Annotated in this window: 6 protein-coding genes; 1 reads left to right on the top strand and 5 read right to left on the bottom strand. The window is 35.0% G+C overall.

The window, feature by feature from the left end; genetic code table 11:
• Window positions 1-9: 9 nt before the first annotated feature.
• Genes D1817_09950 through D1817_09940 form a run of 3 tightly spaced genes read right to left on the bottom strand, consistent with a single transcriptional unit; the run spans window position 10 to window position 12,528 of the window.
• On the bottom strand, window positions 10-957 hold the full coding sequence (locus D1817_09950) for a type IX secretion system membrane protein PorP/SprF (GenBank protein ID AXT20187.1): 948 nt from the start codon (window positions 955-957) through the stop codon (window positions 10-12).
• Between the two features lie 12 nt (window positions 958-969).
• A complete protein-coding gene (locus D1817_09945) occupies window positions 970-11,904 on the bottom strand; it encodes a hypothetical protein (GenBank protein ID AXT20186.1) in 10,935 nt (3,644 codons plus the stop codon).
• 33 nt (window positions 11,905-11,937) lie between these two features.
• The gene (locus D1817_09940; GenBank protein AXT20185.1) at window positions 11,938-12,528 is read right to left on the bottom strand and encodes a hypothetical protein; all 591 of its coding nucleotides are present in this window, start codon (window positions 12,526-12,528) and stop codon (window positions 11,938-11,940) included.
• 392 nt (window positions 12,529-12,920) lie between these two features.
• Here D1817_09940 and D1817_09935 point away from each other — a divergent pair, with 392 nt between their 5' ends.
• A complete protein-coding gene (locus D1817_09935) occupies window positions 12,921-13,406 on the top strand; it encodes a histidine phosphatase family protein (GenBank protein ID AXT20184.1) in 486 nt (161 codons plus the stop codon).
• 1 nt (window position 13,407) lies between these two features.
• Here D1817_09935 and D1817_09930 read toward each other — a convergent pair whose 3' ends face one another.
• A complete protein-coding gene (locus D1817_09930; GenBank protein ID AXT20183.1) occupies window positions 13,408-14,331 on the bottom strand; it encodes a type IX secretion system membrane protein PorP/SprF in 924 nt (307 codons plus the stop codon).
• A 1-nt stretch (window position 14,332) separates the two neighbouring features.
• Window positions 14,333-17,473: a hypothetical protein gene (locus D1817_09925; protein AXT20182.1), complete on the bottom strand. Its 3,141-nt coding sequence runs from the start codon at window positions 17,471-17,473 to the stop codon at window positions 14,333-14,335.
• Between the last annotated feature and the right edge of the window lie 78 nt (window positions 17,474-17,551).

The raw sequence follows: 17,551 nt of genomic DNA, 5'->3' as shown, positions 1-17,551 counted from the left end.
TGATTATATTTAGAAGTACCTTGGAGATTTAATACGTTTACTTTTAAAAACCTCAAAAATTAATAAGATTTCATGAGTTCCACCTGTAAATGATCTTAAATCTGATAAAGGATATTCATAGGCATAGCCTATTCTTAACTGTTTTGAAATTTGAAAATCTGCTAAAGCTCCTAATGCTTCAGTACGTTCATTAATACGATATGCAGCTCCTAACCAAAATTTTTCATTAAATAGGAAGTTAGCAGTAAAATCAAAAGATGCCGGTGCTCCATTAGTGGCTCTTGCTAAAAATGAAGGTTTAAATTTGGTATGAGCACTAAGATCAAATACATATCCGGCGGTAAGAAAATAATTTACTCTTTCTAAAGCAACAAACTCTGCATTTACATTACTTCTGGTTTCATTATAATCATTATTTAATATTCTTGGAGCTGATAAACCAACATACCATCTATCTGAATGCCAATATGCACCAACCCCAAAATTAGGAACAATACGATTAGAGAATTCATTAAAAAATGGGTCAGGTATAACTGTTGGATCTGTTAATAATTCTTGATCAAGGTTAAAAAAAGTAAATCCAGCTTTTAGACCTAATGCAAGTTTTGTTTTTAGACCAGTTTGAATTGTATAAGAAAAATCTCCATAAACATAAGAGAAATTTTCAAATCCCAAATGATCATTAATAAATGATAAACCTAAGCCTACTTTTTCATTCCTTAATGGTGTATGTAAAGAAGCGGTTTGAGTTTCTGGAGCACCTTCTAATCCTACCCATTGACTTCTATGAAGCCCAGTAAAATTTAATGTTCCTCTACTACCAGCATACGCGGGATTAATAGATATGGTATTAAACATATATTGCGTAAACTGGGGTAGTTGTTGCGCTATTGCTGATGAACAGCTAAATAGTGCGACTACAGCAATAATAAAGTTATACTTAATAATTTTTTTCATAATAGGTTAAATTTATCTGGTTCCTACATAGATTGGACCTGAAAAAGGTCTTAATCCACTATTTTGAAGGTTTATGATATAATAATATGTTCCGCTTGGAACTCTGTTTGAACTTCCAACAGAATTGTCACTAGACTCTCCGCTCCAATCATTTTGGTAATCGTTAGATTGGAAAATTAAAGACCCCCATCTGTTAAATATTTGAACTTGCATAGTAAATCCACAAGTTTCAAGACCTGTAATTGTAAAGAATTGATTGTATTGATCTCCATTAGGCGTTACTGCTTTAGAGATTACCATATCATCTGGATTACAAGGAAGAACAACACAGTCGTCATTAATATCTAATGTTAGTATAGTTGTTTCTAAACATCCTAAAGCATTTAAGTTTGTATAGGTAAATACATAATCTCCTAAAGGAAGGTTAGAAGGATCTACTTCACTCTCGTTAAAGATAACAGGATTACCTAAACCTGCAGTAAATTCCCAAATTCCATCTGTAGCTTGATTATTTCCTAAAAAACTATTTAAATCTACAACTCCATCATCAATACAAGCTGCTCCATTAAGGTTAATTGTATCGGCTGTAGCTGCATCTATTACAATATCTATAATACTATCTGTACAGCCATTATTATCTGTAACAGTTATCGTATATGTACCTGCTACTAGATCAGAGAATGTGCCATTATCTTGAGTGGTATTATTTGCATCATTAATTGTATAAGTATAAGGAGCAGTACCACCTGTAACAGAAACTACTATTATACCACCAGCTTCATTAGTACAATCTACATCTGTTTGAGAGTCTAGAGTTATGATTAACTCATTTGGTTCAGTGATTGTTACTTGAGCAATTGCAGTACATACATCTCCAGTATTTCCACCATCTGCAGAAGCTGTTATAGTATATGTACCAGGACCGAACACAGTTTGTGCACTAAGATCATCTCCATTACCACCATCAAGTGTGATTGTAGTAGTTGCTCCAGCACTAAGACCAGATATAGTTATTGTTCCATCTGCTTCACCGAAACAAGATACGTTTGTGCTTGTAGCATCAACAGTTACTTGTATTGGTTCAGTGATTGTTACTTGAGCAATTGCAGTACATACATCTCCAGTATTTCCACCATCTGCAGAAGCTGTTATAGTATATGTACCAGGACCGAACACAGTTTGTGCACTAAGATCATCTCCATTACCACCATCAAGTGTGATTGTAGTAGTTGCTCCAGCACTAAGACCAGATATAGTTATTGTTCCATCTGCTTCACCGAAACAAGATACGTTTGTGCTTGTAGCATCAACAGTTACTTGTATTGGTTCAGTGATTGTTACTTGAGCAATTGCAGTACATACATCTCCAGTATTTCCACCATCTGCAGAAGCTGTTATAGTATATGTACCAGGACCGAACACAGTTTGTGCACTAAGATCATCTCCATTACCACCATCAAGTGTGATTGTAGTAGTTGCTCCAGCACTAAGACCAGATATAGTTATTGTTCCATCTGCTTCACCGAAACAAGATACGTTTGTGCTTGTAGCATCAACAGTTACTTGTATTGGTTCAGTGATTGTTACTTGAGCAATTGCAGTACATACATCTCCAGTATTTCCACCATCTGCAGAAGCTGTTATAGTATATGTACCAGGACCGAACACAGTTTGTGCACTAAGATCATCTCCATTACCACCATCAAGTGTGATTGTAGTAGTTGCTCCAGCACTAAGACCAGATATAGTTATTGTTCCATCTGCTTCACCGAAACAAGATACGTTTGTGCTTGTAGCATCAACAGTTACTTGTATTGGTTCAGTGATTGTTACTTGAGCAATTGCAGTACATACATCTCCAGTATTTCCACCATCTGCAGAAGCTGTTATAGTATATGTACCAGGACCGAACACAGTTTGTGCACTAAGATCATCTCCATTACCACCATCAAGTGTGATTGTGGTAGTTGCTCCAGCACTAAGACCAGATATAGTTATTGTTCCATCTGCTTCACCGAAACAAGATACGTTTGTGCTTGTAGCATCAACAGTTACTTGTATTGGTTCAGTGATTGTTACTTGAGCAATTGCAGTACATACATCTCCAGTATTTCCACCATCTGCAGAAGCTGTTATAGTATATGTACCAGGACCGAACACAGTTTGTGCACTAAGATCATCTCCATTACCACCATCAAGTGTGATTGTAGTAGTTGCTCCAGCACTAAGACCAGATATAGTTATTGTTCCATCTGCTTCACCGAAACAAGATACGTTTGTGCTTGTAGCATCAACAGTTACTTGTATTGGTTCAGTGATTGTTACTTGAGCAATTGCAGTACATACATCTCCAGTATTTCCACCATCTGCAGAAGCTGTTATAGTATATGTACCAGGACCGAACACAGTTTGTGCACTAAGATCATCTCCATTACCACCATCAAGTGTGATTGTAGTAGTTGCTCCAGCACTAAGACCAGATATAGTTATTGTTCCATCTGCTTCACCGAAACAAGATACGTTTGTGCTTGTAGCATCAACAGTTACTTGTATTGGTTCAGTGATTGTTACTTGAGCAATTGCAGTACATACATCTCCAGTATTTCCACCATCTGCAGAAGCTGTTATAGTATATGTACCAGGACCGAACACAGTTTGTGCACTAAGATCATCTCCATTACCACCATCAAGTGTGATTGTAGTAGTTGCTCCAGCACTAAGACCAGATATAGTTATTGTTCCATCTGCTTCACCGAAACAAGATACGTTTGTGCTTGTAGCATCAACAGTTACTTGTATTGGTTCAGTGATTGTTACTTGAGCAATTGCAGTACATACATCTCCAGTATTTCCACCATCTGCAGAAGCTGTTATAGTATATGTACCAGGACCGAACACAGTTTGTGCACTAAGATCATCTCCATTACCACCATCAAGTGTGATTGTAGTAGTTGCTCCAGCACTAAGACCAGATATAGTTATTGTTCCATCTGCTTCACCGAAACAAGATACGTTTGTGCTTGTAGCATCAACAGTTACTTGTATTGGTTCAGTGATTGTTACTTGAGCAATTGCAGTACATACATCTCCAGTATTTCCACCATCTGCAGAAGCTGTTATAGTATATGTACCAGGACCGAACACAGTTTGTGCACTAAGATCATCTCCATTACCACCATCAAGTGTGATTGTAGTAGTTGCTCCAGCACTAAGACCAGATATAGTTATTGTTCCATCTGCTTCACCGAAACAAGATACGTTTGTGCTTGTAGCATCAACAGTTACTTGTATTGGTTCAGTGATTGTTACTTGAGCAATTGCAGTACATACATCTCCAGTATTTCCACCATCTGCAGAAGCTGTTATAGTATATGTACCAGGACCGAACACAGTTTGTGCACTAAGATCATCTCCATTACCACCATCAAGTGTGATTGTAGTAGTTGCTCCAGCACTAAGACCAGATATAGTTATTGTTCCATCTGCTTCACCGAAACAAGATACGTTTGTGCTTGTAGCATCAACAGTTACTTGTATTGGTTCAGTGATTGTTACTTGAGCAATTGCAGTACATACATCTCCAGTATTTCCACCATCTGCAGAAGCTGTTATAGTATATGTACCAGGACCGAACACAGTTTGTGCACTAAGATCATCTCCATTACCACCATCAAGTGTGATTGTAGTAGTTGCTCCAGCACTAAGACCAGATATAGTTATTGTTCCATCTGCTTCACCGAAACAAGATACGTTTGTGCTTGTAGCATCAACAGTTACTTGTATTGGTTCAGTGATTGTTACTTGAGCAATTGCAGTACATACATCTCCAGTATTTCCACCATCTGCAGAAGCTGTTATAGTATATGTACCAGGACCGAACACAGTTTGTGCACTAAGATCATCTCCATTACCACCATCAAGTGTGATTGTAGTAGTTGCTCCAGTACTAAGACCAGATATAGTTATTGTTCCATCTGCTTCACCGAAACAAGATACGTTTGTGCTTGTAGCATCAACAGTTACTTGTATTGGTTCAGTGATTGTTACTTGAGCAATTGCAGTACATACATCTCCAGTATTTCCACCATCTGCAGAAGCTGTTATAGTATATGTACCAGGACCGAACACAGTTTGTGCACTAAGATCATCTCCATTACCACCATCAAGTGTGATTGTAGTAGTTGCTCCAGCACTAAGACCAGATATAGTTATTGTTCCATCTGCTTCACCGAAACAAGATACGTTTGTGCTTGTAGCATCAACAGTTACTTGTATTGGTTCAGTGATTGTTACTTGAGCAATTGCAGTACATACATCTCCAGTATTTCCACCATCTGCAGAAGCTGTTATAGTATATGTACCAGGACCGAACACAGTTTGTGCACTAAGATCATCTCCATTACCACCATCAAGTGTGATTGTAGTAGTTGCTCCAGCACTAAGACCAGATATAGTTATTGTTCCATCTGCTTCACCGAAACAAGATACGTTTGTGCTTGTAGCATCAACAGTTACTTGTATTGGTTCAGTGATTGTTACTTGAGCAATTGCAGTACATACATCTCCAGTATTTCCACCATCTGCAGAAGCTGTTATAGTATATGTACCAGGACCGAACACAGTTTGTGCACTAAGATCATCTCCATTACCACCATCAAGTGTGATTGTAGTAGTTGCTCCAGCACTAAGACCAGATATAGTTATTGTTCCATCTGCTTCACCGAAACAAGATACGTTTGTGCTTGTAGCATCAACAGTTACTTGTATTGGTTCAGTGATTGTTACTTGAGCAATTGCAGTACATACATCTCCAGTATTTCCACCATCTGCAGAAGCTGTTATAGTATATGTACCAGGACCGAACACAGTTTGTGCACTAAGATCATCTCCATTACCACCATCAAGTGTGATTGTAGTAGTTGCTCCAGCACTAAGACCAGATATAGTTATTGTTCCATCTGCTTCACCGAAACAAGATACGTTTGTGCTTGTAGCATCAACAGTTACTTGTATTGGTTCAGTGATTGTTACTTGAGCAATTGCAGTACATACATCTCCAGTATTTCCACCATCTGCAGAAGCTGTTATAGTATATGTACCAGGACCGAACACAGTTTGTGCACTAAGATCATCTCCATTACCACCATCAAGTGTGATTGTGGTAGTTGCTCCAGCACTAAGACCAGATATAGTTATTGTTCCATCTGCTTCACCGAAACAAGATACGTTTGTGCTTGTAGCATCAACAGTTACTTGTATTGGTTCAGTGATTGTTACTTGAGCAATTGCAGTACATACATCTCCAGTATTTCCACCATCTGCAGAAGCTGTTATAGTATATGTACCAGGACCGAACACAGTTTGTGCACTAAGATCATCTCCATTACCACCATCAAGTGTGATTGTAGTAGTTGCTCCAGCACTAAGACCAGATATAGTTATTGTTCCATCTGCTTCACCGAAACAAGATACGTTTGTGCTTGTAGCATCAACAGTTACTTGTATTGGTTCAGTGATTGTTACTTGAGCAATTGCAGTACATACATCTCCAGTATTTCCACCATCTGCAGAAGCTGTTATAGTATATGTACCAGGACCGAACACAGTTTGTGCACTAAGATCATCTCCATTACCACCATCAAGTGTGATTGTAGTAGTTGCTCCAGCACTAAGACCAGATATAGTTATTGTTCCATCTGCTTCACCGAAACAAGATACGTTTGTGCTTGTAGCATCAACAGTTACTTGTATTGGTTCAGTGATTGTTACTTGAGCAATTGCAGTACATACATCTCCAGTATTTCCACCATCTGCAGAAGCTGTTATAGTATATGTACCAGGACCGAACACAGTTTGTGCACTAAGATCATCTCCATTACCACCATCAAGTGTGATTGTAGTAGTTGCTCCAGCACTAAGACCAGATATAGTTATTGTTCCATCTGCTTCACCGAAACAAGATACGTTTGTGCTTGTAGCATCAACAGTTACTTGTATTGGTTCAGTGATTGTTACTTGAGCAATTGCAGTACATACATCTCCAGTATTTCCACCATCTGCAGAAGCTGTTATAGTATATGTACCAGGACCGAACACAGTTTGTGCACTAAGATCATCTCCATTACCACCATCAAGTGTGATTGTGGTAGTTGCTCCAGCACTAAGACCAGATATAGTTATTGTTCCATCTGCTTCACCGAAACAAGATACGTTTGTGCTTGTAGCATCAACAGTTACTTGTATTGGTTCAGTGATTGTTACTTGAGCAATTGCAGTACATACATCTCCAGTATTTCCACCATCTGCAGAAGCTGTTATAGTATATGTACCAGGACCGAACACAGTTTGTGCACTAAGATCATCTCCATTACCACCATCAAGTGTGATTGTAGTAGTTGCTCCAGCACTAAGACCAGATATAGTTATTGTTCCATCTGCTTCACCGAAACAAGATACGTTTGTGCTTGTAGCATCAACAGTTACTTGTATTGGTTCAGTGATTGTTACTTGAGCAATTGCAGTACATACATCTCCAGTATTTCCACCATCTGCAGAAGCTGTTATAGTATATGTACCAGGACCGAACACAGTTTGTGCACTAAGATCATCTCCATTACCACCATCAAGTGTGATTGTAGTAGTTGCTCCAGCACTAAGACCAGATATAGTTATTGTTCCATCTGCTTCACCGAAACAAGATACGTTTGTGCTTGTAGCATCAACAGTTACTTGTATTGGTTCAGTGATTGTTACTTGAGCAATTGCAGTACATACATCTCCAGTATTTCCACCATCTGCAGAAGCTGTTATAGTATATGTACCAGGACCGAACACAGTTTGTGCACTAAGATCATCTCCATTACCACCATCAAGTGTGATTGTAGTAGTTGCTCCAGCACTAAGACCAGATATAGTTATTGTTCCATCTGCTTCACCGAAACAAGATACGTTTGTGCTTGTAGCATCAACAGTTACTTGTATTGGTTCAGTGATTGTTACTTGAGCAATTGCAGTACATACATCTCCAGTATTTCCACCATCTGCAGAAGCTGTTATAGTATATGTACCAGGACCGAACACAGTTTGTGCACTAAGATCATCTCCATTACCACCATCAAGTGTGATTGTAGTAGTTGCTCCAGCACTAAGACCAGATATAGTTATTGTTCCATCTGCTTCACCGAAACAAGATACGTTTGTGCTTGTAGCATCAACAGTTACTTGTATTGGTTCAGTGATTGTTACTTGAGCAATTGCAGTACATACATCTCCAGTATTTCCACCATCTGCAGAAGCTGTTATAGTATATGTACCAGGACCGAACACAGTTTGTGCACTAAGATCATCTCCATTACCACCATCAAGTGTGATTGTAGTAGTTGCTCCAGCACTAAGACCAGATATAGTTATTGTTCCATCTGCTTCACCGAAACAAGATACGTTTGTGCTTGTAGCATCAACAGTTACTTGTATTGGTTCAGTGATTGTTACTTGAGCAATTGCAGTACATACATCTCCAGTATTTCCACCATCTGCAGAAGCTGTTATAGTATATGTACCAGGACCGAACACAGTTTGTGCACTAAGATCATCTCCATTACCACCATCAAGTGTGATTGTAGTAGTTGCTCCAGCACTAAGACCAGATATAGTTATTGTTCCATCTGCTTCACCGAAACAAGATACGTTTGTGCTTGTAGCATCAACAGTTACTTGTATTGGTTCAGTGATTGTTACTTGAGCAATTGCAGTACATACATCTCCAGTATTTCCACCATCTGCAGAAGCTGTTATAGTATATGTACCAGGACCGAACACAGTTTGTGCACTAAGATCATCTCCATTACCACCATCAAGTGTGATTGTAGTAGTTGCTCCAGCACTAAGACCAGATATAGTTATTGTTCCATCTGCTTCACCGAAACAAGATACGTTTGTGCTTGTAGCATCAACAGTTACTTGTATTGGTTCAGTGATTGTTACTTGAGCAATTGCAGTACATACATCTCCAGTATTTCCACCATCTGCAGAAGCTGTTATAGTATATGTACCAGGACCGAACACAGTTTGTGCACTAAGATCATCTCCATTACCACCATCAAGTGTGATTGTAGTAGTTGCTCCAGCACTAAGACCAGATATAGTTATTGTTCCATCTGCTTCACCGAAACAAGATACGTTTGTGCTTGTAGCATCAACAGTTACTTGTATTGGTTCAGTGATTGTTGCTTCAGCTGTAGTAGTACAACCAATACCAGAAGTATCTGTTATTGTTACATTATATGTACCTGGTTCTAGGTTAGAAATACTTTCGGTTGTGGCTGTAAATCCATTAGGACCAGTCCAGTCATATGCTAAATTTGTAGAGTCGCCAGAACCTCCACCTATAGTTAAGGATATAGATCCATCTGCTTCACCAAAACAAGAGACATTAGTAGCATCAATTGCATCAACTTCTAAAGGAGGTAAAATTGTTATTGTAAAATCGAAAAAACAAATAGGAATACTTGGATCTGCAGGTAAACCAAACATTATTTCAGGAATAGCATAATAAGTAATATCACCAATTGTTGCAGGAAATCCAGTTGCTTGAGTATACTCAATTAATCCAGCAGGGTTCTCAGTTGCATTAGGTAAATTAAAGAAACGGAACCCATCAGGATAGCGATTTAAGTCATTTCCTGTTAAATCAACTATATCTGAAAAAGGAATTGTAGTATCTCCTAAAGTAATACAAAAAGCAAATTCATTTAAAGGATTAGCAGTGCCACAATTTGCAGCTACAAAAGGATCGATATTTACAATAGGGGTAATAAGAGGTGTAGGTATTGGTCTTCCAATACATATGCCATCTTGCTCAAAACCTTGAATTAAATCTATAGTAAATGGATTTTGAGAAATTGCACCAATACCAGATAAATCTCCAGTGATTATAATTTCTGGACTACAGTTATCATTTAAAAGAATGAAACATTCTTCAGTAGCTTTTAAACTAAATGTAAAACTAGCTAAAATAGTATCAATATTAGCGGGAACAGGTAAGGTTCCTAAATCCCAAACAATAGATCCATTCATTCCTAAATTAGGATCAAAAGTTGGTAAATTTCCATTTAAAGGTAATTCTGTAGACCCTGTTGCTTGTAAACTATTAGGAACATAAGTAGCTGTATAAGGTACAGGAATAACAATACGAGTATCATTTATTGCTTCAACACCTCTATTTCTTATATCAAATTTATAAGCTAAATTTTGTCCTGGTTCAACAGTAGCATCAGAAACCGAAACACCATCGGTAGTTATTATACCTTCAGGTGAAGGTACTATAGCATCTACTGAAAATGTTACATTAAATATAATATAGGTATCTTGTGTAGAACCATATCTAAACTGTGTTGATGTTTGTCCATTATCTATAATAGAATTATTTGGGTTATCAATATTAAATATACCAATATCCAACCCTGTATTATTTGTAAGATTAGGATTTCTTGTTCCTCCAGGGTTCATAACTCTTGGATCAGATTGTACTGAAGAATTGAAAAAGTTACCTCCAGTAGCTCCAAGACCAGATGTATTACCGTCACGATCTAATGTGACAAAATCATTATTGTTATTTAATCGTTGTATATTAAATGTATCACCAGAAATTGGACTATCTCCCTCTCCAGCCATAACACCTAATTTTACTCCTACGGGGCCATTCTGTACAGCATTAAACCCAGAAATTTGAAATATATTTTCAGCATTACCACCAATTACAAAAGCATGACCATCAAAAACAGTGACGTCTCTAAAATTCATCACATTATTTTCATAAACAACAACCATACCCCAACCACCATAAAATCCAGTACTACCTCCATTACCTTCTACTAAAGCAATGTCAGCAACAGTATATTCGCCAATACCGTTAGCTCTTACAATATCTGTAACTTCTGCATAAGCAGAAAACATACTACCGTCAGCATTTATAGGAAAAAATATATCATTAGCATTGGCTGTAACCTCTGTATAAGTTCCAGATGAATGCTTAATAGATACTTTACGCTTGTCAAAAGTTTTACTCACTGAGGTTACTTCTGGAACACTATCAATATAAGTAACATTTATTGTAGCATTAGTATCATCATCATTTACATTACCATTATTGTCATTTCTACTTAATTCATCAAGTTCAATTCTAAAACCACTATTAGCTCCTAGGTTATCGAAAATTAAATAAGGAGGATCTAAATCAGCACTTCTCTCTCTAACATCATCTCCATCTTCTTCTGTTAAAAGACGTACAGGTGCACCTCCGTTTACAGAAACATCTAATAATTGATCACCTCCATTGTTTCTATGGATAAATGCAATAGTATCTCCAGTTCCAGATGATGTAAACGTAAATGTCATATCACTATCGTTACCACCTGTATCAGTAATAACTAATGTATAATCAGTATTTGGAATAACTCCTTCACCATTTCTAATCACCAATTGATCTGTTACTTGTTGAAATATAGTATTACCAGTTGGTATATCTCTGGTAACAGTAAAAGGATCGTTAGAATCTAAGATAGATCTACCGGTCCAATATAATCCAGCATATATGATATTTGAACATTCTTGAATTGCTCCATTCTCTTCTGAAAATGATATATAGGCAGATGATGAATTAAAAGTAGAGTTATCACCATCAATATCTACATATTGCATTTGGTTATTACCATTCTGTGTTTGAGTTTGATCTACCAATTGCAAATTGGTATTTCCAGCCATAGTAAAGTCTCCTCTAACACTATAAATAGTTTTTCCTGAATTTGCAGGATCATTAGATTGTCTAGGAGTAAATGGAACTCTTACTTGACTATAACTATAAAAACTTGTAGTTATAAGTAAAATTGCTAATAGTAATTTAGCAAAGTTTTTGTTAGTATTGATTAAAATAGCGTATAGTTGTTTCATTTGTTTCTTCTTTAGTTCTAACTAAATATGCTTTTATGATTGAGTTATTTTTTTACAATAAATCGTAACTCTATCATTTGAATTTTTAATAAAAGATTCAATATCTCTTGAACTAATATCTATAGCGCTAGAGACATATATGTATTTTAGTTTATTAAACCCATTAATTTTAGATAAATCTAAAGATTGATTTAAATCAGATTTGGTTTTAATATTTATGGAAATAACTTCTATTTTACTGAAGTTATCATTTCTATTTGATAAGAAATTGAAAGATGAAGGATCTATGATTAAACATACCGGTTGTTTTACTCCAGAAATATTTTTTATAGTGTTATTATTAATAAAGATTGTTGGGTGCAAATCATATATTAAACTAAGAAATCTTGCATCCCCTTTATTTGAATCTGCAGATTCTCCAGTTAATAATATAATTTCAGCTCTTTGAATATCATTATCGTCATCATCTTGTGCAAATCCTTTATTAATAAATAATAAGGAAAATACAATGATTAATAATAACTGTATAACTGGTATAATAGATTTATTCTTCATAACATCATGAATATTAACTAGGTGAAATTTTTGATTTGTCGTGATATAGCAATCCATATTTATGACCATTTTAATTGTTTAAATTAATATGACACAAAAATGTTTTGAGGGAGTAACATTGAAGAACTCAATGTTAAAACTTTGTGTTTTTTTAAATTTTAAATTCGATTAATAGCACTACAAATCAACGTATATACTATTTTGTAATCAAATAAAAATGTTAAGTAACTCATAAATTCGATAAAGAGATTATGAAAAACACTTCATCATACAAAAAATGTAGTTCAACGACTACGTATGATTATGAGGTTAACAGTAATAAATATGGGGCTTTATAACGATATTTTAATTTCCGTTCATTAAATTTAAGTATTGTTGGTTAATAGTAGAGCGCAAAGTAAGTTATTTAACTGATAAAAACAACATTTTGTCGATAAAATTAAACATTTAAACGATCATTTATGAAAACACTTACAATTTTTAGGCACGCGAAATCGTCTTGGAAATACGATGTAGAAGATATAGAACGCCCTCTTAAAAAGCGAGGAATAACCGATGCAAGATTAGTTTGTAAAGAATTAAAAGCAATTGATTTTGCACCAGATTATGTTGCTTGTAGTCCAGCAAGAAGAACCTTACAAACAAGTCGTATTTTTTTTAAAATATTAAATATTAATTCTAAAGCATTAACTATTAATAATAGTTTATATGATTTTAGTGGTACTAGTGTTATAAATGTTATTAAATCTATTGATGATTCTTATAATGATATATTAATCTTTGGTCATAATTATGCATTAACTAATATTGTAAATACTTATGGAGATATATATATAGAAAATGTACCCACAAGTGGTATTGTGAGTATAGAATTTGATATTACTAGTTGGGGTGATTTAAAAACTGGAAAGACAATTAAAAAATTGTTCCCTAGAGATTTGAAATAATTTAAAATTTATTTCCACAATTACATTTTGGCCTAAATAATTCGAATTCGTAGATTAAAAATATTTCATGAGATCCAGTCGTGAATTGTCGTATTTTAGAAGTATTATATTCATAAGAATACCCAGCTTTTAAATTATTTGTTACCTGAAATGTTGCTAAACCTCCAAAAGATTCTCCTACACGATATGATGTTCCTAACCATAGTTTTTTATTAATTAAAAAATTTGCAGTTAAATCTACAGAAGCTGGAGCACCATTGGTATATTTTACTAAAAACGTAGGTCTAAATGTTACTCGAGAATGCAAGTTTAATAAATAACCACCGTTAAGATAATAACTCACACGTTCTATACCTAAAAAATCAGTATTAGTATTGCCAGCATAGTTTATTATTCTTGGAGATGAAAATGCTATAAACCAATCATCAGACCTATAATAAATTCCAGCACCAAAATTAGGCTCCCATCTATTAAAAGTTCGATCTAAAAAAATATCACCAATAGCATCTGGATCTGTTAGCAATTCAGAATCGATACCGTATCTTGTTCCTCCAGCTTTTAAACCAAAGGTTAACCTATAATCGTCATTTAAATTTATAGTATAAGAGACATCCGCATAAGCATAGGTTATTTTTTCAAAACCCAATCGATCATTAATGACAGATAAACCAATACCTACATTTGATTCTTCAAGATTTGTATCTGACGAAAATGTTTGTGTTACTGGAGCACCATCAACACCTACCCATTGATTTCTATTTAAAACGGTAATATTAAATTTCTCTCTAGTACCTGCATATGCAGGGTTTATAGATACTGTATTGTAAATATATTGTGTAAATTGAGGTAACTGTTGTGCAAAACTAAAACCTATGCATAAGCAGAAAGTGATTAAAAAGAATGTATTTTTTTTATATCTTATCATTTTATTGTTCAGTTCCTAAAAGAATATATCCTTGTATGGGCTTTTTTAAGCCACTATTTTCTAATTCTACTACGTAATAATAAGTTCCAGTTGGCAATTGTTCTCCACCTGTTCTTCCTCCAACAACTCCTGTCCAATCATTTGCATAATTATCAGATGAAAACACTCTGGTTCCCCAGCGATTATAGATATTTACAATAACTTTAATATCACAAACGCCTATGTTCTCTAACCTTGGATTTATAACATAAGCTACATTAAAAGTTTCATTTTTAAAATCATTATTTGGAGTTACTAATTTGGAAATATCTACATCTAAAGAAGAACTAATACATGGTGTTTCTGCAACACAATTATCATTTATAGTAATTATAATATCTGTATTTTCAATACATTGATTATTAATTGGATTAATTACTGAATATCTAAAAGTATATTCACCATTAGCAACAGTTGAAGGATCTATTATAGTACCATTTAATACATCTAAGTCGTTGCCTTCCCAACTACCATTATCATCTATACCAATTAGCTCATTTAAATCTACAGGATCATCTATAATACATAACTCCAAGTTTGTAGATATTGTTGATATTTCAGTAATCATGTGCACAGTTTGAGTAAATGTATTATCATTTCCACATTCATCAGTAACAGTCCAAGTTCTAACAATATCAGTATTTTGAGAATTAATTACTACTTCTTCCTCATTAAAAACCACATCAATATCACTGGAACAATTGTCAATAAATTCTAAAACTGGTAACTCTGGAGTAATACCACAAACTACTGTTATTTCTGGTTCTAAACTCCCATTTAAATTTGGAGGAGTAGCATCTTCAACATTAATGGTTTGATTAGCTGTAGACGTATTGCCGCAAGCATCAATTGCAGTCCAAGTTCTAGTAATTGAATAAGATCCTAGGCAAGCTCCGTTAGTTGTAACATCTTCAAAAGTTAAAATAATATCAGAACAAGAATCTGATACAATAGCTTGAGCAAATTCTGGAACTTCTAAACAATCTATAGTGGTTTCTTCTGGTAATTCCTCAATAACAGGAGGCGTAGTGTCTTGTACATTTATAGTTTGACTAGCTGTAGCAGTATTGCCACAAGCATCGACCGCTGTCCAAGTTCTAGTGATGGAATATTCTCCAATACAAGCACCATCTGTAGTAACATCTTCAAAAGTTAATTGAAAATCTACATCACATCCATCTGTTGCAGTTGCTTCAGTAAATTGCGGTGTTTCTGAGCATTCAATTGTTGATTCACCTGGAAGGGTAAGATCAAAAACTGGAGGTGTCACATCTTCTAATGTGATTACCTGTACATAGTCTGCTATTGTTCTTCCACAAGCGTCAGTAAATGTCCAAGTATTTGTATAAGTTCCCGTTGTTCCACAACCTATATTAGGAACAAAATCGCCTGAAGTTTTAATTATATCAAAATCACACTTATCTGTTTCTGGAAATAAATTTTGTGCTATTTCTAAACCAGTAGTATCTCCACATTCTATAGTTCGATCTAAATCACCAGCAGGAGTTGCCCAAATGGCAGGAGGAGGTAAATTTATAACTACAGGAAGCACACTCCCTAATTCACAAGTATCCAAACCACTTGTACTTAAAGTTGTCCTTGGAGCTGGGTTTTCGACACCTATATAAGTAGCAGTCATTTGAATATCGAAATCTAAATCGCAGCTCTCTTCTAAAAAATAACATTCTTCTTTAACTGCGACTTGAAAAATTACGTCTAAATTAGGATCTCCAACATCTACTAATCCATCTTCGACTCTAAATGTAAGTAACTGTGTTAGGTTATCATAAGTATAAGTTATCCCAGCAGGAAGTGTAGCAGAAACAAACTCTAATTGAGGGGGAAGCGTTGTTGTAATTTCGACATTTATTGCATCGTCATTACCAGTGTTGAATACATTAAAAGTAAAATCAATATTATCACTTGCATTGGTATTGGCTCCTCCTAAACTTGAAGATAGGTTAATGGGATATAAATCTGGCTGTCTAACATCTACAGAAAGCCCTAATAAAAATAAACCATAAGTCTCTTGATTTGAAGTTAATCGTATAGTGGCAGAAGTTTGATTATTGTCTATAATACTATTTCCGGTATTATCTATTGTAGAAACAGAAGCGTCAAAACCTAATGTGTTTTCACTAGCAGGGTTTCTATCTAAAAAATTAGTGTTATTAGTAGTAATTTTACTATTAAAAAAATTATCAGTAGTTCTTTGTACAGTATTAAGATCTACAAAATTATTAGCTACATCTCTTATTTGTAATCGATCTCCAGTTAAACCACGATCTCCTTCTAAAGACCCAATTACGACTTTGGCTTCTATTCCTCCTAAAGGCGGTGTTTGAAAACCACTAAAATTAACTTCAAAATTATTTTGACCATCTTGTCTAGTAACGTGAGCATAACCATCAAAAATACTTACGTTTTTTGTTCTTAACTCAGGACTCTCATAAATAAATACAATTTGCCAACCTCCTGAAGTACCTACATTCGCATTAGTATCGTGCTCAAATAATTCACCTATTTTACCTTCAACATTAGCAACTTGATATTTACCATAAGGATCAGCTAATGTAGTAACAACATCGGTAATATCTTTAACGCAAACATAAGGGTCATTACTAAAATGTACATCTCGAGCTCTATAAATAACATCATCAGCAGTTAACGTAGTATAATTTGTTTCTCCAGGAAGCATTAATTTAACATCATTAAAATTCCAAGCTGGTTGGTTATCATCGCCGTTATCTTGTTCTTTATCTGCAGCTGCCCAGTATAAATATGCTTTTCTTATAGTTACACAAGAAAGACTAGGCTCTGGATTAGAAAAATTTGCACTACTAGAATTAAAAGTCGAATTATCTCCATCAATATCTACATAAACATTGTCAGAGAAGTCATGATTATCATCAGTACCATTGTAGTTGGATGTAGGTGTTCTAGAGATCATATTATTAGCTATAATAGTAACATCACCTCTTAAATCTTGATTAAACCTTGGGACAAAATTTCTTTGTACTTGAGCATACCCAAATGCAACAAACAGTACTAAAAAAATAAATGATAATTTTGATATTAATGTAAATTGAGTAGTTTTTTTCATAAGCCCTTTTGTTTGTTTTGATCTATTATAAAATCTAAACAAACAAAAAGGTATGGCAACGCTTTAGTAACGTCATAC

It is taken from the genome of Flavobacteriaceae bacterium (genome assembly GCA_003443635.1).
In the GTDB taxonomy this organism is placed as follows: domain Bacteria; phylum Bacteroidota; class Bacteroidia; order Flavobacteriales; family Flavobacteriaceae; genus AU392.
This window is presented reverse-complemented; position numbering and strand designations above follow the sequence as displayed.